General features: G+C 56.2%; 21 protein-coding genes. All 21 read left to right on the top strand.

What is annotated here, in order from left to right:
* The first annotated feature begins 49 nt into the window (after window positions 1-49).
* The gene (locus JWG43_RS03030) at window positions 50-1,591 is read left to right on the top strand and encodes a CCA tRNA nucleotidyltransferase (RefSeq protein ID WP_205241329.1); all 1,542 of its coding nucleotides are present in this window, start codon (window positions 50-52) and stop codon (window positions 1,589-1,591) included.
* A gap of 227 nt (window positions 1,592-1,818) precedes the next feature.
* Window positions 1,819-2,421, top strand: coding sequence for an SAM-dependent methyltransferase (locus JWG43_RS03025; RefSeq protein ID WP_205241328.1), 603 nt, complete (start codon window positions 1,819-1,821; stop codon window positions 2,419-2,421).
* Window positions 2,422-2,789: 368 nt separating this feature from the next.
* Window positions 2,790-3,539, top strand: a complete 750-nt coding sequence (locus JWG43_RS03020; RefSeq protein ID WP_205241327.1) for a YebC/PmpR family DNA-binding transcriptional regulator — start codon at window positions 2,790-2,792, stop codon at window positions 3,537-3,539.
* A 188-nt stretch (window positions 3,540-3,727) separates the two neighbouring features.
* Window positions 3,728-4,216, top strand: coding sequence for a crossover junction endodeoxyribonuclease RuvC (gene ruvC, locus JWG43_RS03015; RefSeq protein WP_205241326.1), 489 nt, complete (start codon window positions 3,728-3,730; stop codon window positions 4,214-4,216).
* Between the two features lie 12 nt (window positions 4,217-4,228).
* On the top strand, window positions 4,229-4,909 hold the full coding sequence (ruvA, locus tag JWG43_RS03010; RefSeq protein WP_205241325.1) for a Holliday junction branch migration protein RuvA: 681 nt from the start codon (window positions 4,229-4,231) through the stop codon (window positions 4,907-4,909).
* Window positions 4,910-4,985: 76 nt separating this feature from the next.
* Window positions 4,986-6,032 (top strand): Holliday junction branch migration DNA helicase RuvB, encoded by a 1,047-nt coding sequence (gene ruvB, locus JWG43_RS03005; protein WP_205241324.1) that lies wholly within the window; start codon window positions 4,986-4,988, stop codon window positions 6,030-6,032.
* Between the two features lie 596 nt (window positions 6,033-6,628).
* Entirely contained in the window at window positions 6,629-7,090 is a 462-nt protein-coding gene (mraZ, locus tag JWG43_RS03000; RefSeq protein WP_240193335.1) for a division/cell wall cluster transcriptional repressor MraZ, read from the top strand.
* Window positions 7,090-7,992 (top strand): 16S rRNA (cytosine(1402)-N(4))-methyltransferase RsmH, encoded by a 903-nt coding sequence (rsmH, locus tag JWG43_RS02995; RefSeq protein ID WP_205241322.1) that lies wholly within the window; start codon window positions 7,090-7,092, stop codon window positions 7,990-7,992. The genes mraZ and rsmH overlap by 1 nt, the downstream gene beginning before the upstream one ends.
* Before the next feature lie 56 nt (window positions 7,993-8,048).
* On the top strand, window positions 8,049-8,408 hold the full coding sequence (locus tag JWG43_RS02990) for a hypothetical protein (protein ID WP_205241321.1): 360 nt from the start codon (window positions 8,049-8,051) through the stop codon (window positions 8,406-8,408).
* A 7-nt stretch (window positions 8,409-8,415) separates the two neighbouring features.
* Window positions 8,416-10,251 carry a hypothetical protein gene (locus JWG43_RS02985; protein ID WP_205241320.1) on the top strand — a complete coding sequence of 612 codons (1,836 nt, stop codon included), beginning with the start codon at window positions 8,416-8,418 and terminating at the stop codon, window positions 10,249-10,251.
* Window positions 10,248-13,283: a UDP-N-acetylmuramoyl-L-alanyl-D-glutamate--2,6-diaminopimelate ligase gene (locus JWG43_RS02980; protein ID WP_205241319.1), complete on the top strand. Its 3,036-nt coding sequence runs from the start codon at window positions 10,248-10,250 to the stop codon at window positions 13,281-13,283. The genes JWG43_RS02985 and JWG43_RS02980 overlap by 4 nt, the downstream gene beginning before the upstream one ends.
* Window positions 13,284-13,286: 3 nt before the next feature.
* The gene (mraY, locus tag JWG43_RS02975; protein WP_205241318.1) at window positions 13,287-14,366 is read left to right on the top strand and encodes a phospho-N-acetylmuramoyl-pentapeptide-transferase; all 1,080 of its coding nucleotides are present in this window, start codon (window positions 13,287-13,289) and stop codon (window positions 14,364-14,366) included.
* A 2-nt stretch (window positions 14,367-14,368) separates the two neighbouring features.
* On the top strand, window positions 14,369-15,754 hold the full coding sequence (gene murD / locus JWG43_RS02970) for a UDP-N-acetylmuramoyl-L-alanine--D-glutamate ligase (RefSeq protein WP_205241317.1): 1,386 nt from the start codon (window positions 14,369-14,371) through the stop codon (window positions 15,752-15,754).
* Window positions 15,755-15,962: 208 nt separating this feature from the next.
* Window positions 15,963-17,060, top strand: a complete 1,098-nt coding sequence (murG, locus tag JWG43_RS02965; RefSeq protein ID WP_205241316.1) for an undecaprenyldiphospho-muramoylpentapeptide beta-N-acetylglucosaminyltransferase — start codon at window positions 15,963-15,965, stop codon at window positions 17,058-17,060.
* A 25-nt stretch (window positions 17,061-17,085) separates the two neighbouring features.
* Window positions 17,086-18,471: a UDP-N-acetylmuramate--L-alanine ligase gene (gene murC, locus JWG43_RS02960; RefSeq protein WP_205241357.1), complete on the top strand. Its 1,386-nt coding sequence runs from the start codon at window positions 17,086-17,088 to the stop codon at window positions 18,469-18,471.
* Window positions 18,472-18,606: 135 nt separating this feature from the next.
* Window positions 18,607-19,533 carry a UDP-N-acetylmuramate dehydrogenase gene (gene murB, locus JWG43_RS02955; protein ID WP_205241315.1) on the top strand — a complete coding sequence of 309 codons (927 nt, stop codon included), beginning with the start codon at window positions 18,607-18,609 and terminating at the stop codon, window positions 19,531-19,533.
* Between the two features lie 86 nt (window positions 19,534-19,619).
* Complete coding sequence (locus tag JWG43_RS02950; protein WP_205241314.1) at window positions 19,620-20,501, top strand: cell division protein FtsQ/DivIB; 882 nt, start codon at window positions 19,620-19,622, stop codon at window positions 20,499-20,501.
* Window positions 20,452-21,720, top strand: coding sequence for a cell division protein FtsA (gene ftsA, locus JWG43_RS02945; RefSeq protein WP_205241313.1), 1,269 nt, complete (start codon window positions 20,452-20,454; stop codon window positions 21,718-21,720). Before JWG43_RS02950 ends, ftsA begins: the two co-directional genes overlap by 50 nt.
* 85 nt (window positions 21,721-21,805) lie before the next feature.
* Window positions 21,806-23,020, top strand: coding sequence for a cell division protein FtsZ (ftsZ, locus tag JWG43_RS02940; protein WP_205241312.1), 1,215 nt, complete (start codon window positions 21,806-21,808; stop codon window positions 23,018-23,020).
* A gap of 389 nt (window positions 23,021-23,409) precedes the next feature.
* The gene (locus JWG43_RS02935) at window positions 23,410-25,158 is read left to right on the top strand and encodes a radical SAM protein (RefSeq protein WP_205241311.1); all 1,749 of its coding nucleotides are present in this window, start codon (window positions 23,410-23,412) and stop codon (window positions 25,156-25,158) included.
* Entirely contained in the window at window positions 25,139-26,626 is a 1,488-nt protein-coding gene (locus tag JWG43_RS02930; RefSeq protein WP_205241360.1) for a two-component system sensor histidine kinase NtrB, read from the top strand. The genes JWG43_RS02935 and JWG43_RS02930 overlap by 20 nt, the downstream gene beginning before the upstream one ends.
* Window positions 26,627-26,657 lie beyond the last annotated feature (31 nt).

Here is a 26,657-nt window from a genome sequence, read left to right as displayed (position 1 = left end):
TATACCCAAAACAAGAGTCCAGCCGTCACGGATTCAGGGAAATGACCCCATGGCAGATCTAAAGGTGCGACATGGTGTGCCCATCTCCCTTGACTGGTGCCGGCTGGAACAGAGCCTGCCGCCCTGGCTGTGGTCTGCGCTGGCCGATTGTGCCCGGAGGCAGGGCCAGGCTGTCTATCTCACTGGTGGGGCGGTCCGTGATCTGCTCCTCGGGGGCAGGCCGGTGGACATCGACATCACCGTGCCCGTTGCAGCGAGGTGGTGGGCAAAAGAGCTTGCCGCGTCCATTGGCGGAACCTGCATCATCCTTGGCCGGGAGGAGGAAGCGGCCCGGGTGGTCCGCGGGGAATGGATCATTGATATCTCTTCTTTCCGGCAAGGAACGCGCACCATTGAAGAAGAACTGACCCGGCGTGATCTGACTGTCAATGCCCTGGCCGTGCGCATCGATCCCCTGCTTGGTTCTCTGGCTGAACAGGCTGGAAATAAGCAGGCGGTCCCTGTCCTGGATCCCACCGGTGGTTTGACGGATCTGGCCGACCAGCGAATACGTGCCGTGGCTGCGGACACGTTTACCGTCGATCCGCTCCGTCTATTGCGGGTCTTTCGTTTTGCCGCCACGCTTGGGTTTACCATTGATGACCACACCCTGACCCTGGTTCATCGGCAACGTCGACTGCTGCGGACCGTGGCGCCGGAGCGGGTGACCCACGAGTTGCACCTGCTCATGGTGTCCCCTGGCAGCCATTCCTTTTGGACGGGTATGGCTTCAACCGGAGTGCTGGAGGAAATCTTTCCAGAGTTGACCGCTGGAACCGGCATGGAGCAACCCAAGAGTCATCATCTCGATGTTTTTGCCCACAGCCTGGAGGCTCTCCGGCAGGTGGAGCGGATTCTTGTCGATCCTGTCTCTTTTTTCCCCGGTTGTTCGCCAGCAATCTTCGCCTATCTGGACATCGACAGGAACCGACTGCGTCTGAAATGGGCTGCCCTGCTCCACGATCTCGGCAAACCGGAGACCCGTGCCGTTGATACGCTTCGCGGCAGCCGCATTACCTTTCATAACCATGACCGCGTCGGTGCTCAACTCTTCCGGTCCATTGCCCACCGCCTGCGCTGGAGCAGGGATGACACAGAGCATGTGGCCAGCCTGATTTCCTGGCATATGCGGCCCTTCCATCTGGCCAACGTGGCTCGAACCCATCCGCTGACCTTACGTGCTGCGATCAGGATGATTAAGAAATGCGGAGTCGAACTGCCCGGCCTTTTTCTGCTCGCCATGGCGGATGCCCTTGCCGGCCAGGGGGTAGAGCGGGTCAAGGGAATGGAGACGGAACTGATCGAATTGTATCGGCACCTGGAACAGGTCCGCTTGACCCATGTGGAGCCGGTTCGTTCCAATCCGCCTCTGCTCACCGGTAAAGATCTGATCAACGTCCTGCACCTTTGCCCCGGACCTCTGTTCAAAAAGATTCTCATTGCGGTTGAGGAGGGAAGAATGGAAGGGACTGTTCGCGATTATAACGACGCATTGCGCTTGGCGGCAAAGTATGCGGCAGGAGCCGGCCAGCCGGTGGGGAAAGGGATCTGAATCCGTGACGACTGGACGCTTGTATTCGATATATCTTGTTGTAATCATTTTTTAATTGTAACAAAATCCTTGGCAAAAAAATTCACCAGCCGCCCTTCGGGGCATCCGTCCGCACGCCAACTTCATTGCCCGTAACCGTCCGATAAAGTGTCCATTAATCGAACGGCCACGGGCAACGAAGCTGACGCACGGACGAACGCTCACGGATTCAGGAGGGAGAGAAGGGGATGCGTAAAGAGCAGGACTATTATTTCCATAAGGCGAAGAAAGAGAAGTATCCGGCCCGATCTGTTTTTAAACTGGAGGAGGCCCAGCTGAAGCACCGCTTTTTGAAATTCGGTCAGAGGGTGCTTGATCTTGGGTGTCATCCCGGCAGCTGGAGTTTGTACGCCGCCGAGGTGATCGGTGAGAAAGGGGTAGTGGTCGGTGTTGACCTGCAACACACCGATCTGGCGGTGCAAAAACCCCATGCTGAAATACATTGGCTCTGTTATGATGTCTACTCTGAAGATCTTGTCGTGTATCTGAAACAAAACTGGCCCGGGTTTCATGTGGTCCTCAGTGATATGGCCCCTCGCACCACGGGTAGTCAATATGCCGACCACCAACATTCACTGCGTCTGGCGGAACGTGTTCTGCAAATGGCACGATTGTTTCTGCACAAAAACGGCACAGTGTATTGTAAGGTTTTCCAAGGTGAGGATTTTCCTCAATTTTTGAAAAAATGCAGAGCCTTGTTTACTTCCGTCAAGGTGGTGAAACCCAGAAGCTCGCGGCAGGAAAGCCGGGAGGTCTTTCTGTTGGGCCGGGGTTTTCATCCGCAGAGGTGAATGGTCCTGTCCGTTCATCAGGAGCAGGGAAACGATAATGTTCCGAAAAGTACATTTGACAGGGTCCTGAATCCGTGACGGCTGGACGCTTGATTTTGATATATTTCACTGTAATCATATTATAATTTAAGCTACACCGTTGAAAATGCCTTTCACCAGCCACCTTTCGGGACATCCGTCCGCACGCCATCTTCATTGCCCGTAACCGTCCGATAAAGTGTCCATTAATCGAACGGTCACGAACAACGAAGCTGACGCACGGACGAATGCTCACGGATTCAGGATGGTGACAAAGAGTCAGGGAAATAATGCGTTTCTGGGTGGGCACTAACGAATTGGGCGATATTTTCTAAAAAAGGAGTCGGGCTGTGTCGGGACATTCAAAATGGAGTACAATCAAACGAAAAAAAGGGGCCAATGACGCCAAGCGCGGCAAGATTTTCACGAAATTGATCAAGGAGATCACTATAGCAGCCAGGATGGGCGGTGGCGACCCGGAAGGCAATCCCCGCCTGCGCAGTGCTATCACCGCGGCCAAGGGTGAAAACATGCCCAAGGAAAATATCGATCGGGCCATCAAAAAGGGGACCGGTGATCTTGACGGTGCGGCGTACGAGGAGATCCTCTATGAAGGGTACGGACCCGGGGGGGTTGCGGTTCTGGTTGAGACCATGACCGATAACAAAAACAGAACGGTCGCCGATATTCGACATTTTTTTACCAAGAGCGGCGGTAACCTGGGGGAATCGGGTTGTGTGGCCTGGATGTTCGACCACAAGGGAACTTTGTCGGTGGACAAAAATAAGGCCAATGAAGAGGAGCTGATGGATCTGGCCCTGGAAGCGGGAGCGGAGGATGTGGTTGAGGAAGATGATACCTTCCGGATCATTACGGCCCCGGAGAGTTTCAATGAGGTTGTCGAGGGACTGGAGCAAAGCCAGGTTCCGTTTTATGATGCCGGCCTTTCGATGATCCCGAAAAATTCTGTTGAGGTAACCGAAGAAAAAGCGGCTCGTTCCCTGCTGCGTTTGCTGGAAAACCTCGAGGACCATGACGATGTCCAGAAAGTGCACGCCAATTTCGACATCGACGATAACCTTATGGAGACCCTCTCCTGAACCTGGCCTGGATTTGTGGGCGTCCGTCCGCACGCCATCTTCATTGCCCGTACCCATCCGATAAAGTCTGTTTTAATCGAACGGTCACGGACAATACAACTGACGCAGGGACGAACGCTCATGGATCCAGGAGTCTGATTACAGCTCAATACAACCCAAACAAGGGCATGGGGCAACGGGGGGGCCGAATGCGTATACTTGGCATAGATCCAGGATCGCGGGTGACCGGATACGGTGTTATTGTCACCAACGGCCAGGATCATGGTTTTGTTGCCTGCGGCACTATTCGCATGGCCACCTCCCCGGATTTCTCTGGGCGACTGTTGACAATCTTCCGCGATCTGGGAGAAGTCATCAGCACGCATGGGCCGCACGCCGCCGCGGTGGAAGAGGTCTTTCTTGACCGAAACCCCCGGGCAGCCCTTAAACTTGGCCACGCTCGCGGTGCAGCCGTTGTCGCAGCCTTGCATAACGGCCTGGAAGTTTTTGATTACACGCCTCGAAAGGTCAAGCAGGCGGTGGCCGGATACGGACAGGCGGAGAAGAGTCAGGTGCAGCACATGGTCCGCGCTCTGCTGGAGCTGGATGCGGTTCCTTCCAGCGATGCTGCCGACGCACTGGCCGTGGCCATCTGCCACGCGCATCATATCGCCATGCATCATCGGCATCGGTTGTGATGTTGGTATCTCGTGGTCACGCCCGCGTCGGGCCGCCTTGAACCTGTTTCCATTCCTGTTGCAGCGATGATTGCTACCCTCAAAGGTCAGATTTTAGTCAAGACATCAACCCTGGTTGTCCTCGATGTCCATGGGGTTGGATACGAAGTTTTTGTATCTGCCAGGAGTTACGAGAATCTTCCGGACGCCGGCGGCACGGCGTTTTTGTATGTGCAGACCGTGGTTCGCGAGGATGCCATCACCCTGTTCGGTTTCAGTACAAGAGAGGAAAAAGAACTCTTTTTGCTGCTCATCACGGTTTCCGGGGTTGGCCCCAGGCTTGCCATCATGATCCTTTCCGGGATAGGGGTCCGGGAGCTGTGCCAGGCCCTACAAGCCAGGGACCATGCCCGGTTGACCGCCCTGCCTGGGATTGGCAAAAAAACAGCTCAGCGGCTCTGCATGGAGTTGGGGGAAAAGGTCGGAGTTTTTGGTGGCGAGATCGAAAAGGTCGGCAGACCCCTGCCATCGGCAGGGGATGAGGGATACCAGGCCATGACCGACGCAGCATCGGCCCTGGTTAATCTCGGGTATGCCTCCGCCACCGCCTGGGAAGCGCTCCATACCGTCCGGAGACAGGGCCAGGATGAACCTGATGTGCCCGGAGTGGAGGAGTTGATCCGTCAGGCATTGCAGCGGTTGGCCAGGCACTGAAAAAAGAAAAGTATTCAGGATATATGATGTTTATGAGGCCATGGCATACAAAGGGAAGCGGAGGTAATCCGCGGCAATGAAATTCGAGGAAGAATTGACTGGAAAGCGGCTGGTAACCGGCAGTGAGCGGCTGGACGACCTGCAGCCAGGGGTCGATATCCGTCCCCGGAGACTGGATGAATACATCGGTCAGGAACAGGTCAAGCAGGGGCTGCGTATTTTTATCCAGGCCGCTCTTCAGCGGGGCGAACCCCTTGACCATGTCCTCTTTCACGGCTTCCCCGGCCTGGGCAAAACAACATTGGCCTATATCATTGCCAATGAAATGGGGGCCGGTATCAAGGTGACGTCCGGGCCGGTGATTGAGCGTCCCGGTGACCTGGCCGCCCTGCTCACGGGCCTGCGGGCGGGCGATGTACTCTTTATCGATGAAATTCACCGCTTGAACCATGTGGTCGAGGAAATCCTCTACCCGGCCATGGAGGATTTTCAGCTCGACCTCATCATTGGCCAGGGGCCTGGAGCCCGGTCGGTGAAGATGGATCTGCCTCCCTTTACCCTGGTGGGGGCCACCACCAGAAGTGGTTTGCTGACCCCGCCCCTGCGTGATCGTTTTGGAGTGGTTTTGCGGCTTGAGTATTACAGCCCCGAAGAACTGGTCATCATTATTCAGCGATCAGCCAGGTTGCTCAATATCGGTATCGACGCGGAAGGCGCCCTGGAGCTGGGACGGCGTTCTCGCGGGACTCCCCGCATTGCCAATCGACTGCTGCGACGGGTACGCGATTTTTCCGAAGTGGGCGGTCATACCTTCATCTCTCGCACGGTGGCCGACGCCGCCCTGACCATGCTCAATGTCGATCACATTGGACTCGATGAGATGGACAGGCGTATCATGCTGACTTTAATCGAGAAATTTCAAGGAGGTCCCGTTGGGCTCGATACTCTGTCCACCGCGGTGTGCGAGGAAAAAACCACCTTGGAGGATGTCTATGAGCCGTTTCTCATCCAATCGGGATTTCTGATGCGCACGCCACGGGGACGGATTGCCACGCAGGCTGCGTATGAACACTTCCGCATACCCCTGCGACCTGGTCCGCAACAGCCCGGTTTATTTGAGTAACCCTTCCCCCGGGAAATCTGCTTCGGGCACTGCACTTTCACCGCTTCTCAAAGTTCTTTACCAGACCTGTTGCTTGCTTTTGTTCGATGCTTACCTCCACCTGAATCCGTGACGGCTGGACTCTTGTTTCGGTTGTGTCTTTCTGTAATCATTTTATAAATGCAGCGTAACACTTGACAATACCTTTCACCAGCCGCCCTTCGGGGCATCCGTCCGCACGCCATCTTCATTGCCCGTAACCGTCCGTAAAGTAGACTTTAATCGAACGGCCACGAACAACGAAGCTGACGCACGGACGAACGCTCACGGAATCAGGCTCCAGCCCTTTTCATATCCTTTGACAATATGATTTTTCCCTCCGCTCATCGTGCCCTTCCTGCCGATACAGTCGGTTGATCTCATTTTCTTCATTTTTTATCTTCTTGAAATATCGAAGTAATCTTCCTTGGTTCAAAGAGAGCTCAAGTCACGTTCCTCCCTGTCTTTTTTCTTGACTCCGGAGTCGGGTTCGTTTACAAAAGAAGGGCGCAGAGTGGTGCAAAGTGGTTCAGAGGGGATTATAGTGGAGTTAACGCCAGGCGCGGCCCGGGTCTGGGATGAGGAATACGGTGCAACGGTTTCGAAGTCGCTCGGAACATACTCTTGATCCAAAGGGCCGCCTGAATATCCCTGCCCGGTTTCGTGATGTCCTTCGGGAACGGTACTCTGAAAATCTCATTGTGACCAATTGGAAAAATTGCCTGCGTGCTTACCCGGTACCCGAATGGGAAGCTTTGGAAGAAAAGTTGCTGAACGAGGGGAAAACGCAGGCAAATATGGGCAAGTTTGTCCGTTATGTGATTGCCGGCGTTACTGAATGTCCACTGGACAAACAGGGACGTATCCTGTTGCCGCCCACACTTAGAGCTGATCTGGGTATAGATAAGGATGTTGTGCTGGTTGGCATGCTCGAGCACTTCGAGATCTGGGATAAAGCTGCCTGGGATGAGGAAGCCCGCCACACCAGAGAAACATTTGAGGAATTTAATAACGGCCTTTCCGCACTGGGAATATTTTAGTGAAGCAGACCCCGGAAGAGGGCAATGCTCTCCATATCCCGGTATTACTTGCAGAGGTCGTTGATTGGCTGCGGCCGGTCAGCAAAGGTGTGTATGTGGACGGGACGCTTGGTCTGGGTGGTCATACCCGGGCTTTGCTTGAGGAATCGGCGCCCGATGGACAGGTCCTCGGGTTTGAATGGGATGAAGAGGCAGCGGCCAAAGCAAAAATCAGTCTGTCTCGATACGGTGACAGGTTGCGCATCATCCCGACGTCGTATGCATCGCTTCTGTCCGAGCTCGCCAAGCTTGGAGTTGTCCGCATCGATGGGCTGCTGGTGGATCTTGGGGTTTCTTCGCTGCAGCTTGACCAGGAAGAACGGGGATTCAGCTTCAGGACGGACAATGCTCTTGATATGCGAATGGATCAGCGTACTCCTGTTTCCGCGGCTGATCTGGTCGCCCGCCTCTCCGAAGAGCAGCTCGCCGATATTCTCTATTATTACGGTGAGGAGCGCCAGGCAAGAAGGATCGCCCGTTTTCTTGTCAAAGCCAGGGAAGAGGAGCCGGTGGTGACGACCGGTAGATTGGCGGCTGTGGTGGCCGCGGCGGTTCCGGCAAAATATCACCCACCCAGATTACATGTCGCTACCAGAACCTTTCAGGCGTTACGGATTGCCGTGAACGGTGAACTGGACAACCTGATGCAGGTATTGACCGATGCCCCAAAGGTATTGGCTCCAGGAGCCAGAATCTGCGTCATCACCTTTCACTCCCTCGAGGATCGGATGGTGAAACAGGCCTTCAGGGACAATCCGGCCTATACGGTGCTGACAAGGGGACCGATCGAACCAACCAGGGCGGAAGTGACCCGTAACCCCAGGGCCAGAAGTGCGAAACTCAGAGTGGCCGCGCGAGATTGAGTTCTTCTCGATACAGGTGGTTCGGTAGGCAACAACCGGGAAAAGGAGAGCAGGGTATGGTAACCAATGTACAGGTCAGGAGATACCGACCGCGGCAGGTGATATTCAATCCGGGACGGAAGCAAGCGGCTCGCCTTGATCTGGCTTTCTCCAGAGAGCAGTACAAAGTCCTGGGCATCCTTGTGGCTGCGGCCCTGGTTCTGGGATTGCTGATCACCCAGATCATGCATCACCGTTCGCAGGCGGCCACGATGGAAGTCGAACGTCTGCAGGCCATGCATGCATCCCTGGGCGACGAACAGGTTCATTTGCTTGCTGCTCGTGCTCAGTTGATGTCGAAGGCGCACATACTGGCCCTGGCCGGGACCAAGTTTGAGCTGTTTGAGCCCGATGCCACGCAGGTGCGCCGGATGTAGCTTGATAATGGCTGGTACCCTGCGTTTCAAAAAGAAAAAAAAAAGATGGTTCGCTCTTACTCTTTTTCTGATCATTTTGCTGACAGCGGCTGGGGCCGTTCTGTATAGATGCCCCCCCTCCCTCCAGGTTATCGGCAGGATCATCCAGTCTGCTGTCGGCAAAATTCTCTTTAACTCAGCGGGCCAATCGCCCGCTGAACTTGTTTTAAGGGGGACGGTGTATGATCGGTCATTCAACGAACTTGCGGTCTCCTACCGGTTATATTCCCTGCATGTGTACCCGGCTGAAATAGACGATATACATGCAACCGCCCATGTTCTAGCACCGATTGTCGGTCGGGAGCCCAGTGCAATTGAAGCGCAGCTCATGGGTTCACAGCGTCCTCTTGAACTGGCCGATGGCCTCGATGAACAGCAAGCGGAGCAGATCAGTGCCCTGCAACTGGCTGGAGTATCCTGCAGGGCAAGCGAAGTGCGCTTCTATCCAGCACATACGGCAGCCTCCCACGTACTTGGTTTTATGGGGGATGGCATTGGCCTGGCAGGAGTTGAAGGGCGGTATGACGCGGTCCTGAGCCCGGGCGTGTTCCGCACGATCAATATTCCCGACATAGATTTCCAGGGACGGGAAGTGCTGGGAGAGGGCACCACGGATCTGGTGTTGACACTGGACCTTGCCCTGCAGAGACAGCTGGAGAACCGGTTTCGTGAGTACCTTGGCGCCCAGGGGACAGGTAAGGGCATGGGACTATTGCTTGAACCGAGCACAGGGCGCATACTGGCCCTGGTCAATCAACCATCCTTTAATCCCAATTATTTCTGGAAGGCCAGTGAGAACAGCAGGATCAACCGGATATATCACCATGTTCTCGAGAAGGAGCTTATTGGTTCCATTCTTGCCAGGGCGGCGGCCATTGAGCTCCAGGGCCTTGGCCATGAAGCATTGCTGCCGATGACGGTCGCGGCGCCGGATCAGGGTTTTCTCCCGGCGGTGCTTGATGCCTTTGCGCGTCGAATCCAGTTGTACGGCTCGGTCTTCGGCAACTGGGAGATCGGATCGGGTATGAAGGAACAAGCCGGAGCCGATGCTTTTGTGACCGGCGTCCAGGTCGGGGTTACCCTGGCGAGTCTGGTCAACGGGGGGTGGCGGATAACGCCTTATGTGGTCGATTCAGTCTATGATCATGCCACCAGAACCCGCTATCGCCGCCACAGTGAGGCCACGGAAAGACATCATGTACTCAATCCCGTGCTCGGCGTCAGAATTCGACGGGAGTTATTTACTCCATGGTTGGTGGAAGAGGAGGATATGGTGCTGTTTACCGCTGCTCATGAACAGGTGCATAAGAGAACGATGCACTCCCGTTATTCCATGCAAGAGCTGTTTGTCGGCCTGGCTCCGGCAAGACAGCCGCGCTTGTTGCTGCTTATGGCCGTGGAACGGGATCACCTCCTGCCTGCACCGGCGCAAAATCGCCCGGGCACCGATGCGCTCAAGGCCATGGGCAGGGAGCTGTTGACCTCGTTTACCCAACATGAATTCACTGATACCCTGCTGGAGGAACCACCGGAGAAAAGTGAGGAAAATCTGCGGCAATTTTTCATCGGCAAGCGGCTCGATAGCTTTCAGGAGCCGGAAACAATTCAGGAACAGGCCGCGGTCATGCCCACGGTAACAGGCCTGAGCCTTCGCAGGGGCTTGCAGATTCTCGCTCCCTACAATATCAAGGTCCGGGTGCATGGCAACGGCAGGATCATCGCCCAGTATCCCCTCCCAGGGGTGTCGCTGGCAGGTGTCGATGAATGTATCCTCACTCTCGACTCGAATGGAGTGCAGCCATGAACAGCTTGACCTCTCTCATCAAAGTGCTTGACCCGGTCAAACCGGTACAGGCGCCGGAGTCGATCATGATGCAGCCGGTCATTGCCGTGACCTGCGATTCAAGAAAAGTCCTCCCGGGAAGCATCTTTGTCGCCATTCGCGGCGCAAAGGTTGATGGCCATGCCTTTATCCCGGAGGCGATTGGTCGCGGCTGTCTGGCTGTGGTGATGGAGGCCGATACGGAAGTGCCGGAACCGGCCGGGAGGGTTCCTTTGGTCCTGGTAACCGACAGTCACGATGCCCTGGCCCGTCTGGTTGCGGCCTGGCACGGTCATCCCGGTGAGCAGATGCAGCTGATAGCGATCACGGGGACCAACGGCAAAACCACCTGCAGTTGGTTGATTGAAGGCATGCTGCTGGCTGCCGGGTACCGTCCTGGCGTGATCGGTACGGTCAATTACCGTTATCATGACGGTACGAATGTTCATATCCTCGGCGAGGCCACCCTGACCACCCCTGGTCCCGAAACTCTGCAGGGATTGCTGCGAACCATGGTCGACAACCAGGTCACGCATGTCATCATCGAAGTTTCCTCCCATGCCCTGGTTCAGCAACGATTGGGGGCCATAGGCTTCGACGTCGCCCTGTTCACCAACCTCAGCCGTGATCATCTTGACTACCATGGGACCATGGAAGGATATTTTGTCGTCAAGGAACAGTTGTTCCGGCGCTATCTTAAAAAAAATGGGGTGGCAGTCCTTGTTGTCGATGGGGTCGACGGGCAACAAGCGTCCTGGGGTGAACGGTTGGCAGCGTCATTGCCAGCACGAACACCTCGTATCTTCTGCGGCCTGACGCATGGATGCGAAGTGCGCGCCAGCGAGATCGAGCAGAACATTCGCGGCTGTACCTGTACCCTGCACCTCAAGGGCGAGAGCCTGCCATTTACCTCCTCGCTGACCGGCAGGCATAATCTTCTCAATGTACTGGCCGCCGCGGGTGTCGGCTTGAGTCTCAAACTTCCCGTTGCCCGGATCTGTGGGGGGTTGGCACAGGTGGAGCGGATTCCCGGGCGTCTGGAGCGGGTGGTCCTGCCCGGTCTGGAAGGACACAAGGGGCCGGCGGTCTTTGTCGATTACGCCCATACTCCTGATGCTCTGGAGAATGTTCTGCAGACCCTGCGGCAGCTGGCCACGGGACGTCTAGTCTGTGTCTTCGGCTGCGGCGGCGACCGTGACCCCGGCAAACGATCGATGATGGGTATGGCGGCAGGGCGACTGGCCGACGCGGTCCTGCTGACCTCTGATAATCCAAGAACCGAGGATCCAGAAGCCATTATCAATGCAGTTGCTCAAGGGGTTGCCGCTGTTGGCCGACAGCTCTGCTCGCCGCGGGAGCTGTTCACTGCCGTCCCGCTGAGGGACGGCTATGCCGTGATCAGTGATCGCCGCCGTGCCATTATCATGGCCTGCAGCCTGGCCACGGATGAAGACACCATCCTCATTGCCGGCAAAGGCCACGAACAGTACCAGGTCATCGGAGCGAGCAAACATTTCTTTGACGATCGTATCACAGCCATGAACGGATTGTTGCACTGGAATGCACAACACCTGCTGGCCGCAACCGGTGGAAAGGTTGTCGCCGGAAAGCAGCAGGAACTGTTCGGCACTATCTCTACTGATTCCCGGACGCTTGTCCCGGGTGATATTTTTATCGCCCTGGACGGAGAAACTTTTGATGGCCATGCCTACATTGAGGCGGCAATAGCAGCCGGAGCGCTGGCGGTGATCGCCTCCAGGATACCGGCGAACCTGTCTTCGGAGATCCTCTATGTTCAGGTGCCTGATACCCTCCAGGCCCTCGGTCGACTGGCCGCGTATCGGCGGCGCCTTGTCGGCGACCGGGTCAAGGTGGCTGCTGTCACCGGCAGCTCCGGCAAGACCACTGTCAAGGAAATGACCGCGGCTGTTTTTGCTGAAGCCATGGCAGGTGCGGCCACCGGCGTCGATCCTGTGCTGAAAACGCTGGGGAATTTTAATAATCTTGTGGGGCTGCCCCTCTCGCTTCTTCCTCTCGAAGCCGGCCACCGGCTGGCCATTGTCGAAATGGGAATGAATGCCCCCGGGGAGATTGCCCGTCTTGTTGCCATTGCCGATCCTGATGTAGGTTGCATCAATAATGTCCATCCTGCTCATCTCCTTGGGCTGGGCAGCATTGAAGGGGTAGCACGGGCCAAGGGGGAACTGTTCGCCGGCATGCGGCCCGAGGCAGTGCGGGTGGTCAATTACGATGATCCCCATGTCCGCCGGTTGGCCGCCCGGACATCGGGAAATCAGATCGGTTTTGCAACCACCGATTCCGGCCGCCGCCATCGCCCGCTTGTTCGTGTCACCCGTCAGCAGAACCTGGGCGAGCGGGGCATGCGTTTCACCCTCCACATTGATGCCTGGAAAACCCGTCTCACAGTGGCGGTCGTCGGGGAGCATAACGTTGCCAATTGTGCCGCCGCCGCCGCCATCGCCCATGCCGCCGGCATTGCTCCAGAGTCCATAGCCCGGGGCCTTGAACGCTACAGGACAGTGGACAGACGTCTGGTGACCATCGATTTGCCCGGTGGGCTGCGGCTGGCCAACGATGTTTATAATGCCAATCCGGGGTCCATGGCGGCGGGACTGCGGACAGTGGCTGCTTTTGGCTCCGGCTGCCGCCATATGGCTGTCCTGGGCGACATGCTTGAACTCGGGCCGGCCGCGGAAGATCTGCATCGCGGGATCGGGACCCTGGTGGCGCAACTTGGCTACACCTTTCTGGCGATAACCGGAAACCAAGCGTCCCAGGTGGCTGAGGCCGCCGTGGCGGGGGGGATGAAGCCGGCGGATGTGCAGGTGTTTCCCGAGCCACGGGCCATCGCCTCCCGGGTCCTGCAATTGCTGACCGAGGAACGCTTAACGCCGGGCGACTGGCTGCTGGTCAAGGGGTCACGGGGTATGCGCATGGAACGATTCATCGAGGAACTGACACAGCAGCTCAACAGCACGCAACGGACAGAATGAATCATGTTTTATAATCTGCTGTATCCCCTGTATACGGAGTTGAGCTGGCTCAATGTGTTCCGGTATATCACGTTCCGATCCATCGGCGCCGCAGTGACCGCCTTCCTTGTTCTGGTTGTCATCGGGCCGTGGTTCATTGCCTGGCTGCGGAAAAAACAGATCGGTCAGGTTATTCGCGATGACGGGCCGCAAAGTCATTTCTCCAAGCAGGGTGTCCCGACCATGGGCGGGGTGCTGATTCTTTTTGCCATGACCTGCTCCGCCCTGCTGTGGACTGACCTGCGCAGTGATCTGGTCTGGCTGTTGATCGGTATCAGTCTGCTTTTCGGTGCCATTGGTTTCTGGGATGACCTGAGGAAAATCCGCAAGGGCAATTCGCGTGGTTTGAGCGCCCGCGGGAAACTGGTTCTGCAGATAGGGGGCGCATCCCTGGTGGGTTTATACCTGCTGCTCAGTCCGAACTACGATGGTATCCTTAGTTTTCCTTTTTTCAAGACCCTGCAGCCGGATCTGGGCTGGTGGTATCTGCCCTTTGCAGTCCTGGTGATTGTCGGGGCTTCCAACGCCGTCAATCTCACGGATGGGCTTGATGGCCTGGCAACGGGACCGGTCGTGGTGACCGCTTCCACCTACCTGATTTTTTCCTATGTGGCCGGGAATGCCCTGGTGGCCAGTTATCTGCAGATTCCTTTTGTCCAGGGGGCCGGTGAGGTCACGGTCTTCTGTGGTGCCATTGTCGGGGCCTGTCTCGGCTTTCTCTGGTTCAATTGTTACCCCGCGCAGATTTTCATGGGCGATGTGGGATCGCTGGCCCTGGGCGGCACCCTGGGAACAGTGGCCATTATCACCAAGCAGGAATTTCTGCTGGTTATTGTCGGCGGTATTTTTGTCATGGAGGCCCTGTCCGTGATTATCCAGGTTGGCTATTTCAAGGTGAGCGGCGGCAAGAGGATTTTTCTCATGGCGCCATTTCACCATCATTTCGAGAAAAAAGGCTGGCCGGAAACCAAGGTGGTTGTCCGCTTCTGGATTGTGTCCATCATCCTGGGGCTCGTTGCCCTGGCAACCTTGAAGCTGAGATAGATATGCAGTTGCAAAGCGGCATGCGGGCAGTGGTCCTGGGGCTCGGCACGGCAGGACTTGCCACCGTCGATTTTCTTCTCCACCGGAACCTGCGGGTTGCGGTCTCGGATCTGCGCCATCGGGAGCAGATCGATGCAAAGGTTTTGGCCTATTTAGAGGAGATGGACGTACCGTTGGAGACAGGGGGGCATACCGCGGCCTTCTGTGCCGACGCCGATCTGCTTGTCCCTGGTCCCGGAGTGCCCCTTGATCTGCCGGTGCTCAGGGCTGCCAGGGAACAGGGGTTGCCTGTTGTGGGAGAGCTGGCCCTGGCTGCCGGTCGTTTTCGGGCGCCGGTTATCGCTGTCACCGGTTCCAACGGCAAGACCACCGTGACCAGTCTCATCGGCACCTTGCTCCAGGCTGCCGGTGCAACTCCCTTTATTGGCGGCAACATCGGTACCCCGTTATTGGAGTACTTCATCAATCCCGATCAATATGATGTCGTGGTTCTCGAGTTATCGAGTTTTCAGTTGGATCTGGCCGGATCGTTTCGGCCTGATACCGGTGTGCTCCTCAACATTTCTCCGGATCATCTTGATCGTCATGGATCCCTGGAGGCCTACACGGCGGCCAAACTGCACATGTTCAGCAAACAGCAGGCGGGAGATATCGCCGTCCTCGGTGATGATGATCCGGTTGTTGCCGGCATTGTGCCCAATTCCGGTGTATTGAGTTTCCGCTTTGGTGTCGGTCCTCTCTGTACCGCGAGGATTGAAGGCGGGAGCATTCAACTTCATGTTCAGCATCAAGGACAGGTGAGAAGGGAACGCTATGATCTTCGGGAGACGAAACTCCACTCCCTGGTCAACCGACTCAATGCCGCTGCTGCTCTTCTGGTCGCTGTCCTGCATGGGTCCAGCCGGGAGGCCATCAATAGGGGACTGGCTGCCTTTACACCGCCGCCGCATCGCATGAATGAGGTGGCGGTGATTGCAGGCGTCCGCTTCATCAATGACTCCAAGGCGACCAATGTCGGTGCCCTGCGGGCAGCCTTGTCCAGTTGTTCGGCGCCGGTCATTCTGATCGCCGGCGGCCGGGACAAAGGCGGTGATTATTTGCTGCTCCGGGATGTGGTGGCCCAACGGGTCAAACATCTGGTGCTGCTGGGGGAAGCGGCTCCCCTGATGACAGCCGCCTTAGGTGAGATTGTACCAACGCAATCGGTTGTCTCCATGGACGAGGCCGTTCGTGCATCGATGACCGTGGCTGAGGACGGCGATATCGTCCTGCTGGCACCGGGATGTGCCAGTTTTGACATGTTTTCGGGATACATGGAACGTGGCCAAGCTTTTTGTGAGAGCGTTCACCGTCTGCAACAGGATCAGATGGTTGAGGGGGAAATATGACCAAGATGTGTTGTGTATGCAGAAGAATTGAAGACAGGGGCCGGTGGCATCGGCTGACAAAAGCCACTGAAGAGGAATCTGTTACCCATGGCTACTGCCCTGATTGTTTCGCTGTGACTATGGCAGAGGTCCAAAGGTACATCGAGGCTGGTCCTTTTCAATCCTTCGGCTCAATATCTCGCTCTGCTCCCTGCAATGGGAGGAGGTCATGCGCCTGATAGTGGCCGGCGGCGGCACCGGGGGGCATCTGTTCCCAGGCATTGCCGTGGCAATGGCACTGATGCAGCGGATCGCGGATGCGCGGGTTCTGTTTGTTGGCACCTCCCGTCTTCTGGATCAGCGGACTCTCACTGATCGTGGTTTTGAACTGGCTGCTCTGGCCTGTGGCGGCCTGAAAGGAATGTCCTTGGGCGCCAGAGTGCAGAGTTTTTTGCAGATTCCCGGCGCTGTCCTGGCGGCACGGCGGCTTCTCCGCGACTTCCGGCCGGATCTGGTGTTCAGTGTTGGCGGTTACGTGACCGGTCCGGTTGTGCTCGCCGCCCGCACGCTGGGTATACCCATTTGTCTCCATGAACAGAACTCGGTACCGGGCATGGCCAACAGATGGGCGGCAAGATTGGCTGATCGGATTTGTATTTCCCTGCCCTGTACCCCCTCCTTTCCTGTCAGGAAAACTGTGCAGACCGGTAACCCGGTGCGGCACGAAATCCTGCTGGCGGGCGAGCAGGGAGTGCAGGTGGAGAACAGGCCGACCCTGCTTGTTCTCGGCGGGAGCCAGGGGGCTCATCGGGTCAATATGCTCATGATGGAGGCCATGGAGACGCTGGCCAGGGAGACTGAAAGCCTGCGGGTGATTCATCAGACAGGAACCGCTGATGAAGAGATGGTTGCCCAGTGTTATCAAAGCCTTGGGGTCGAAGCTGAGGTCGTTTCCTTTATCCAGGATATGGCTGGTGTCTATGCAAAGGCCAGTCTGGCGGTGTCCCGGGCCGGCGCCACGACCCTGGCTGAACTGGCGGTCATGGGAGTCCCGGCCCTGCTCATCCCATATCCTTACGCCGCTGACAACCACCAGGCAACAAATGCCGCCTATTATGCGCAAGGCGGGGGGGGGCTGGTGCTGACGGAATCCGGCTTGACCGGCGGAATTCTTGCGCGGAGCATCAGCCGGCACTTGCAGAACCAGGAAGAGTTACATACAATGGCCGCCAACATGAAAGCGATGGCCGTGCCGGACGCTTCCGAGCGGATCGTGGATGAGTGCCTGGCACTGGTCCACCGGCGTGGCCGATCCATCTCATCATAGCCCGGAGGGGCAACGGACGCATCGGGTGTATACAAAAAACAAACGAATTCATTTTGTCGGCGTCGGCGGCATCGGCATGTCGGGTATAGCCCAACTGCTGCTCAACCTCGGCTACCGGGTCAGCGGTTCGGACCTGCGATCCTCGGAGATCACGCAAAGACTGGCCCAACTCGGGGGGGAAATGTACGAGGGACATCAGGCTGCATGGGTAGCCGGTGCCGATGTGGTGGTGACTTCCACCGCCATTCCCGCCGATAACCCGGAGATTCTGGCAGCGATGGAAGACCATATTCCGGTCATTCAGCGCGCTGAAATGCTGGCAGAACTCATGCGGCTGAAAAGATACGGCATTGCCGTGGCCGGTAGCCATGGGAAAACATCCACCACTTCCATGGTTGCCGCTATTCTGGCTGAGGCCGGGCTCGATCCGACCGTGGTGGTTGGTGGCAAGGTCCATGCACTCGGCAGCAACGCCAGGTTGGGTGCGGGAGAGTTTCTGGTTGCCGAAGCCGATGAAAGTGACGGATCCTTCCTCAAACTGTCGCCGGTCATCGAGGTGATCACCAACATTGATCTGGAACATCTCGATTATTATCGCGATATCGAGCATATTAAGGAAGTTTTTTTGGAGTTCATCGACCGGCTTCCCTTTTACGGGGTGGCAGTGGTCTGCTTCGACAATGACAACATCGTGCAGTTGCTGCCTCGTATTAAAAAGCGGATTCTGTCGTATGGGTTGACCGAACAGGCGGAACTGCAGGCTGTTCGGGTCTGCTCAGGCAACGGGGGCAGTCAGTTCACGGTTCGTCGTCGTGATGTGGAGCTTGGTGAAATCCGTTTGCATTTGCCCGGCCGCCACGTGGTTTATAATAGTCTGGCCGCAATCGGAGTGGCCATTGAACTGGATATTGAATTTGCGGTGATCGCCAGGGCTCTGGGAAATTTTCAGGGCGTGCAGCGGCGACTGCAGGTGAAAGGAGAGGTTGGTGGCATTCTGGTCGTCGATGATTACGGGCATCACCCCACTGAAATCAGAGCGACCCTGGATGCCGTGCGGGAGGGCTGGATCGACCGACGGATTGTCGTGGTCTTTCAACCCCATCGTTATACCCGCACCGCCGGTTTATTTGCTGAATTCACCACAGCCTTTCGCCGGGCTGATGTGCTGGTGCTGACTGATATTTATGCTGCCGGAGAACAGGCCATTGCCAATGTCGATTCCGAGCGTCTTCAGGAGGCAATCAAGCAGCACGGGCAACGGCAGACGTATTTTCTTCCCCGCCTGGTGCAAGAGCCGGCGACCCTTCTGCCGTATCTGCAGCCCGGGGACCTGGTCTTGACTCTTGGGGCAGGTGATATCGTCAGGACCGGTGAGCAGCTATTGGACCTGCTCGCCGCCAAAAAGCATTGAACCGGTTCAGGATCTGTTTCGGCAAAGGTGAAATTGAACAACCGGTGAAACGGATAGGGCATAAGAGCAAGCTGCGGCCATGCTGCCGGAGTATCGAGTTGAGCCGCCGGTGATGGCGGCGAGAGGAACATGAACATGGACAATCGCCAACGCGAACAACTCTCGGCTTTGTGCCCTTCGGTTCAATGGAATGTCAATATGGCCTCCCATTCAACATTCCGCACCGGTGGTCAGGTCGAAGCCATGGTGGAACTGTCCGATATTGAAGAACTTTCCGAGTTGTTGCAATGGCTGCGGAATAACCGGATACCGTGGCGGGTGATTGGCGGTGGCTCCAATATTCTCGTAACCGGCAAATATCATCAGGGAGTCTTCATCAGGTTATCTGGCTCCATGAACAATATTGAGCCGGTGACAGCCGGCGCCGAGGGCGAGAACTGCGAAGTAGCGATCAGCGCTGGTTGCAGCTTACCTGCCCTGGTTGCCTGGTGCGTGCGAAACGGGTTATCCGGCCTGGAGTTCATGGCTGGTATTCCGGGCACGGTCGGTGGTGCCATTCGCATGAATGCCGGTGCGTTTGGCCATGCCATCAGCGAAGTCCTGACCACGGTGCGGTTTGTCACCGAGGCAGGTGAGATAAAGGAAGTGGCCGGTGAGGAGGTGGAGTTCGGATATCGCCAAACCCTTATTCCCGGCGAGTCGGCATCAAGGCTGGTGATCACCGGTGGTGTGTTTCGTTGTCCACGCGCCGATCAGGTTACTCTGGCCGCCCGCTATCGGGAGATCCTTGGCAAGCGTCGCCACAAACAGCCTCGCGGCTACGGTTCGGCCGGCTCTTTTTTTAAAAATCCCGCCGGTGATTTTGCAGGACGTCTCATCGAACAGGCTGGCCTGAAGGGTTTGACTATGGGCAAGGCCATGGTTTCTCCTGTGCATGCTAACTTCATCGTCAATACCGGTGGCGCCGTGCCTGAGGATATCATCAGGCTGATGCATGAGGTTCGCAGCAGAGTTCAGCAGAGGCTGGGTGTTCTGTTGGAACCTGAGGTGCATATTTTCTAGAGGTGTGATAGGGTGGTCTGATGGTTGTGTACAGTTCACGTCACCTGCCGCCTCGACTGCAGCGCAGGTGGTCGAAATGGCGAAGAATGTTCGAGTCTGTTCTGGCGGCATCACCATGGAAAAGAAGCGCGACCTGTTTTCAGACCCAGGCTGTAGTGAATGGTGCCCAGCGCGCCTTGAAGTGGAAACGATTGGTTGTGGCCACTCTGGTGATGGTTGCTGTTGTCTGTCTGCTGGCGGCAGGGACCTGGATGTCGCGCCACTGGTTGATCAAGTCTCCTGTTTTTCGCTTGACCGAGATCCGGATTACCGGAGTCGGGATGATCACCGAGCGAACAATTCTCGACCTTGCTCAATTGCGCCAGGGGGTCAGTCTCTTTCAATTCGATGTCCGCGCCGCCGAAACCCGCATAGCCACGCATCCCTGGATCGAGCATGTGTCCGTGAAGCGTCAGTGGCCTTCGACTGTCACGATCACAGTGGCGGAACAAAAGCCTTTTGCCCTGGTGAACATCGAAGAAGGGCAGGAAAAACGACTGCATTATCTCAACCGCGGGGGCCGGGTCTTTGCCAGGGTCGGGCAAGGACAGGAGTTGGATTATCCGGTGATAACCGGGGTGTTGAGGCATCAGGATATTGAAACCGACGCTCTGGTCCACGGCAGCCTGGCCGATTCGGCTTTCAGACTATTGCTGCTGGCTGCCCGGGGCAATGCCGTTCTTCCCGTGCAGATGGTTTCCGAGGTGCACCTCGATCCAGAGCAGGGATTGATTATGTACCTGGTCGATCAGCCTTTTCCCGTCTATTTGGGCTGGGATCGGTTGCAGACGAAATACTACCGGCTGGTCAAAATTCTTGAGCATTTGTATGCCAGGAAACAGATTGATGCCGTCAAAGAAATTCGAATGGATTATACAGATGATAAGGTCTTGGTTACCGGAGCGGAAGTCGGCGGACGAGGAATTTGAGGAAAGAGAACCCCGTGAACCCGGGGAACTTGTCGCCGGCCTTGATATTGGCACGACCAAGGTCTGTGCCATGATCGGCGAAGTTTTTGATGACCGGATCGAAATAATCGGGGTCGGTACCGCTGCCTCCTCGGGCATGAAAAAAGGGGTGGTTGTCAATATAGAATCCACGGTCCGTTCGATACGGCAGGCCGTGGAGACAGCATCCGACATGGCTGGTTGCGATATCGAAAACGTGTATGTGGGTATCGCCGGCAACCATATCAAGGGATTCAATTCCCCTGGTATCATCGCCATCAACAACCAGGAGATCAGGGAACGGGACATAGAAGCCGTTATCCAGGCGGCCCAGACCGTCAAAATATCCGATAACCAGCAGATCGTCCATGTCCTGCCCCAGGAATACATGGTCGACGACCACACCGGTATCCAGAACCCGCTGGGGATGACCGGAGTTCGTTTGGTCACCAATGTGCATATAGTCACTGCTGATGTCACGGCCCTGCATAATGTGGTGACCAGTTGCAACCGTGCCGGTCTTGGAGTGGCGGAAATCGTTCTTGAATCGGTCGCTTCCTCCCTGACCGTGCTCGGCAAGGATGAAATGGAACTCGGTGTGGCCTTGATCGACATCGGCGGCGGCACCACTGATCTGGCAATTTTCTGCAACGGGACCATCAAGCACACTTGGGAATTGCCTCTGGGCGGCAACAACCTGACCAGTGATTTATCCGTGGGGTTGCGCACTCCTCTGCAGGAAGCCGAGGAATTAAAATATCTCTACGGCGGTGCTTTGTCGTCGATGATCAAGGATAACCACATCATCGAGGTGCCCACGGTCGGAGATCGCAAACCCCGCAAGGTTTCGCAGCGGGTCATGGTTGAGATCCTTGAAGCGCGGATAGAGGAAATCCTCCAGATGGTCAATAAAAACATCAGCGTCTCCGGATACCGTAATCGAATCAACGCCGGTATTGTTATCACTGGCGGCACTGCTCTGCTGGCAAATATTGTTGAGATGGCTGAGCAGGTCTTTGATCTGCCGGTGCGCATTGGGTACCCGACGGGGGTCGGGGGGCGGATCGAAGATATCCAATCGCCGCGTTGCACCACCGGTGTCGGCCTGGTGATGTACGGCAGTAAAATGAAATCCTATGCACCAAAGGAGCGTGTGGGGATAGTTGGCAGAGTGAAAGACTGGTTGAGAAGTATCGTTTGAGGAGTTGGATTTTTTTCTTTAGTGCTACCGAAGTCAATGGTAAAGAGAAGAGAATGTCAACGGGGAACTTTTTGTGGAGAGTGTTATGCCGTTTAGAATGGCCGAAGAAGAATCTGTTGCAGTTATCAAGGTAATCGGAGTTGGTGGCGGCGGCGGAAACGCCATCAATACCATGGTGGAGAACCGTTTGGCCGGGGTGCAGTTTATTTCCGCCAATACGGATATGCAGGCCCTGGAAAAATCCCGGGCTGATACCTGCCTGCAGTTGGGGCCGGGTATCACCAAGGGCATGGGGGCCGGAGCTGATCCCGAGACGGGCCGGGAAGCTGCTCTGGAGAGTGCTGAAGATCTCAAGGATGTGATCAAGGGTGCGGATATGGTGTTTATCACCGCGGGTCTCGGTGGTGGAACCGGGACTGGCTCCGCGCCGGTGATCGCCAAGCTGAGTAAGGAGTCCGGTGCTCTTACGGTGGCGGTTGTCACCAAACCCTTTTATTTCGAAGCGAAACAGCGGATGCGTAATGCCGAGGAAGGTTGGGAAAAACTCAAGGAATATGCCGACACCATCATCACCGTGCCCAATGATCGACTCCTCAGCCTGATGAATAAAAATTCCACCCTGGTCGATATGATGCGAATGGTGGATAATGTTCTCCTCCATGCCGTCAAGGGGATTACCGATCTGATCAATCTGCCCGGTCATATCAACGTTGATTTCGCTGATCTGAAAACTGTCATGAAGGAGGTTGGTCCGGCCATTATGGGATCGGGGTCCGCGGTGGGAGAAAACCGGGCCACGGAAGCGGCCAAGCGGGCTATCGATAACCAGCTTCTCGAGGATGTCGGCATTGATGGTGCCCGAGGTATCCTGATTAACATCTCCGCTGCCGAAGCGACCCTGACCATGAATGAATTCATGGAAGCTTCGGCCCTTATCCAGGAAAAAGCGCATGATGAGGCCAATATCATTATTGGCGCCCTGTTTGACGAATCACTCGGGGAGGAACTGCGGGTCACAGTGATCGCCACCGGCATCGCCAGTATCGAGGAGCCGGAGATTTCCCAACTCGAAGTGGTGCGCAACCGTAAAACCCCTCAACAAACGGCAACATCACAGCGTTCGCGGGTTTCCAGGCACCTGGACGAAGAAGATATCACCGTTTCTGAAAATACGCCAGTGAGCGTCGCCAAGCCAAATCTGCTGCCTAAAGGATTACCACGCATGCCCAGACCGGTTTTCGATGATCACGAAGTCAGCGAATTCGACGAACCGGCCTATCTGCGCAAGAAAGCAAACTGAGTGGGGCCCTTGTGGAGGCCCGCGAAGGCTTTGGTATCAAAGCCGCGGCCCGTTCACGAGCTTGTTACACCACGGGTTGCAACCGCTGCTCGATTGTCGGTCGGTGGCGGCGGCATCCGGGCCAACCTGGAAAAACGGGTGCACCAGGTGCATCCGGGGCACCTCCTTCCGTTCCTCTCCCCGATCTCTTTTGCAAGATGGTCGGGGGTGCCCATTTCACCGCCAAGGTGGAACGTAAACGATTTTCCGGGGTTGCACCTGCTTCTTTTTCGGCGGACAACAATCGGCGGCAATGGAGTCGCCATTTATCCCTCGATTCTCTCCATGGCTGAGCGCGACGAGTTTTTCAATTGTATCTCTTCTGGTTCCCTCTTTTTTGGTCTGCCTAGTTGTCCACTTCTTTAGCCGCTGAGACCGGCACTGTCCGGAAAAGATGGAAGGGCCGGGTCCCTGTGGCGTTGCTGTATCCCAACACCTACGCCCTTGCTGTGTCCAATCTCGGTTTTCAGCTGGTCTATTCTCTGTTGAATCTGATGGACGGTCTTGTTTGCGAACGTTTTGTCTACCCTGATCAGCGCCGTTCTTTACGTTCGCTGGAATCCTCCAGGCCAATGACCGATTTCCCTCTAGTCTTCGGGTCGATCAGTTTTGAACATGATTACCCCCGTCTGGCCGCAATGCTGGCAGCAGGGGGAATCGAGCCTTTTGCCGAATCGAGGCCGAAATGCATTGCTCCTGGATCGCCGCTGGTGGTTCTGGGTGGTGTTGGGGTTTTCATCAATCCGGAGCCATTGGCAGCCTTTGCCGATCTCATGGTCCTGGGCGAGGCCGAACCGGTGCTGTCACCATTGATTGAAGCCTTACTTAATTGGAATACAACCCCACGGCAGGAATTGCTCAGACAGGTCGTCACATCACTTCCGGGTTGCTATGCTCCGATCTTTTATGCTTTTTCGTATGCCGGTAATGGATCCGTGCAGAGCATCCAGGCCGCACCCGGAATACCGGAGCGAGTCAGACGGGTCTACACCGCCGGGGTGGAGCAGCGGGCCGCTCACTCAAGTCTCCATTCCCCTGAAGCCGAATTGGATATGTTCATGGTGGAGCTTGGCCGGGGATGTGGTCGGGGCTGCCGTTTCTGCGCCGCCGGTTTCATTTATCGTCCCCCCAGGATGTGGTCCAGTGAGGCCATTATGCAGAGCCTGGAAGATCGTCCAGCCGCTGTGGACCGCATCGGTCTGCTGGGAATGGAAATGGCCCAGACTGACACGATCGATCGGATTGCCGCCTGTCTGGAGCGGGGCGATTGCTCCCTTTCTTTTTCCTCGCTGCGGGCGGATCGTATCACGACGCAAACCTTGTCTCTGCTCGCCGGATCCCGGTTGAAAAGCGCGGCCATTGCCGCGGACGGCTGTTCGGAGCGGTTGCGTCGGCTGATTAATAAGGGGCTGGACGAGGAAACCCTGCTGACAGCGGCTGTTCGCCTGGTCGAAGCCGGTATCGTGCATCTCAAGCTGTATGTGATGATCGGTCTGCCCACCGAAACCGAAGCTGACCTGGATGAACTGATTCAACTGGTCGGCCGCCTGCAGACCATGATTCTTCCCGTGGGCAGAGCAAGGGGCAGGGTGACGGAGCTGACTCTCTCTATCAACTGTTTTATCCCCAAGCCCTGCACACCGTTCCAATATTGCTCTTTTGGCGGCATGACCGCCGAGACCGGACCCGAAGACACGGCTTTCGCGGTTATGGCGATGAAGACCAAAATCCGCTATCTTCGTCGTATGCTGAACACAAAGGCCAATTTGCGACTCAAATTCGATTATCCTGACCAGGCATTGCAGCAAGCGGTCTTTTCCAGGGCGGACCGGCGCATTGCTCCGGCCCTGCTGGACATCGGCACCGGCCGTTTTTCATTTAAACAAGCCCTGCGGCACCGGCGGCTCGATGCTTGGCAGTATGCGATCCGGCAACGCCTCCGGGATGAGCGGATGTGTTGGGATCTGGTCGATCATGGTCTCCGTGACGGGTATCTGTGGGAGGAATATCAGAAGGCGTTGGCCGGGGCCGTCACCCGACCCTGCGAACCGCTCTCCTGTCGGCGCTGTGGTGTTTGTCATGCAGATGATCCGACCTGAGCGCTTCCGCCTGTGGAAAAAAACAGGCCGAGGGAACAACAGAGGCACACTGCTGCCGTTTGAACTGGTTAAATACTTTGCCTTCACTTCGCTCCTGCTCATTCTGATTGCCTCCTTCCTCCTTGCCTGGATGATTTCGGTCAACGCCAAGACCGTCCTGCTGCAACGCAGCGAGGCCTACTCACGACTGTTTGCCGACAATCTCAATCGGCAGGTGTTTCTGCAGTTCGTGCTGCCCACTGTGGTCCGCTACGGCCGCATTGCCTTGTCGGAGCAGGCACAGTTTGAACGTCTCGACCAGATCGTCCGCAATATCACCCGTGGGATGCGCATTGATTCGGTCACCATTTTCGATTCCCGCCAGAACATGATCGCCTACTCGACCAATGTCGAGCTGATGGGAAAACCTGATATGGGCGGACTTGAATATCAGAAGGCACTGAAAGGTGAAAGTAACTCGGTCCTCATTACCGGCGGTTCCCTGTTCAGTCTGCTTCCTGGTACCGATGCTGTCTACGGTACCTTGAAGACCTATGTCCCTTTCCGCCAGGAAAACAGGTTCGGGGAGCACACCGGAGAGATCATGGGGGTGATCGAGGTGGTCCAGGATCTTTCCGAGGATCTCAGCGCTATTATCAGGCTGCAGGCCCGGGTTATAGTACTTTCCCTGACCATCATGGCCATCCTCTTCACCATTCTCAGTCTGATCGTGGTCAGAGCCAACCGTATCATGGCGCAGAGAGCCGAAGAACGATTACGGTTGGAGGAACAGCTCAACGAAGCACAGCGGCTTGCCTCTCTGGGAAAAATGGTGGCGGCGGTGTCCCATGAGATCAAGAATCCCTTGGGGATTGTCCGCTCAACCGCCGAGATTCTTGGTAACCGGATCAGCAAGGTAGCTCCCGGCAATGAACATCTGGCCGGAATCATTGTTGAGGAGACCGCGCGACTCGATCGCATCGTCCGCGAGTTCCTCGATTTTGCCCGCCCACGAGAGTCACGGCGGGTGCTGTCTTCGCTCAATGAACTGGTTGATCGGGTGCTTCGTTTCATGGAGCCGGAATTGAAGCAGAAAGCGGTTCAGGTCCATGCCGTCCTGGACCCTGATCTGGCTGAAATTCCCATGGACAGTGAACAGATCTATCAGGTAGTGTTCAACATCGTGTTCAACGCGATCCAGGCGATGCCGGATGGCGGTGAAATGCGGCTGCGTACCGGCCCGGGTCGTGAACCTCTGACCGTTTTCCTGGAGATTTCCGACACCGGGATTGGCATCGCCCCGGAAAAAATCGAACAGATTTTCAGCCCCTTCTACACCGATAAAAATCGCGGCACTGGATTGGGACTGGCTATCGCCAGAAATATCGTGGAAAAACATCGGGGCACGATTGAGGTCAGCAGCAGACTTGGCGAGGGCAGTACCTTCACATTAACCTTGCCGGTCAGGGACGACGGCCCTCTTTTCTGAAAAAAATTGAGTACATGGACCAATTGCACAA

It is taken from the genome of Desulfobulbus alkaliphilus (assembly GCF_016918545.1).
GTDB lineage: Bacteria > Desulfobacterota > Desulfobulbia > Desulfobulbales > Desulfobulbaceae > Desulfobulbus > Desulfobulbus alkaliphilus.
This window is presented reverse-complemented; position numbering and strand designations above follow the sequence as displayed.

Coding starts and splice junctions, on each gene's coding strand:
- JWG43_RS03030 (WP_205241329.1), top strand. CDS start 50: ATGGCAGATCTAAAGGTGCGACATGGTGTGCCCATCTCCCTTGACTGG.
- JWG43_RS03025 (WP_205241328.1), top strand. CDS start 1,819: ATGCGTAAAGAGCAGGACTATTATTTCCATAAGGCGAAGAAAGAGAAG.
- ruvC (WP_205241326.1), top strand. CDS start 3,728: ATGCGTATACTTGGCATAGATCCAGGATCGCGGGTGACCGGATACGGT.
- ruvB (WP_205241324.1), top strand. CDS start 4,986: ATGAAATTCGAGGAAGAATTGACTGGAAAGCGGCTGGTAACCGGCAGT.
- mraZ (WP_240193335.1), top strand. CDS start 6,629: ATGAGGAATACGGTGCAACGGTTTCGAAGTCGCTCGGAACATACTCTT.
- JWG43_RS02990 (WP_205241321.1), top strand. CDS start 8,049: ATGGTAACCAATGTACAGGTCAGGAGATACCGACCGCGGCAGGTGATA.
- JWG43_RS02985 (WP_205241320.1), top strand. CDS start 8,416: ATGGCTGGTACCCTGCGTTTCAAAAAGAAAAAAAAAAGATGGTTCGCT.
- JWG43_RS02980 (WP_205241319.1), top strand. CDS start 10,248: ATGAACAGCTTGACCTCTCTCATCAAAGTGCTTGACCCGGTCAAACCG.
- mraY (WP_205241318.1), top strand. CDS start 13,287: ATGTTTTATAATCTGCTGTATCCCCTGTATACGGAGTTGAGCTGGCTC.
- murD (WP_205241317.1), top strand. CDS start 14,369: ATGCAGTTGCAAAGCGGCATGCGGGCAGTGGTCCTGGGGCTCGGCACG.
- murG (WP_205241316.1), top strand. CDS start 15,963: ATGCGCCTGATAGTGGCCGGCGGCGGCACCGGGGGGCATCTGTTCCCA.
- murB (WP_205241315.1), top strand. CDS start 18,607: ATGGACAATCGCCAACGCGAACAACTCTCGGCTTTGTGCCCTTCGGTT.
- JWG43_RS02950 (WP_205241314.1), top strand. CDS start 19,620: ATGTTCGAGTCTGTTCTGGCGGCATCACCATGGAAAAGAAGCGCGACC.
- ftsA (WP_205241313.1), top strand. CDS start 20,452: ATGATAAGGTCTTGGTTACCGGAGCGGAAGTCGGCGGACGAGGAATTT.
- ftsZ (WP_205241312.1), top strand. CDS start 21,806: ATGCCGTTTAGAATGGCCGAAGAAGAATCTGTTGCAGTTATCAAGGTA.
- JWG43_RS02930 (WP_205241360.1), top strand. CDS start 25,139: ATGCAGATGATCCGACCTGAGCGCTTCCGCCTGTGGAAAAAAACAGGC.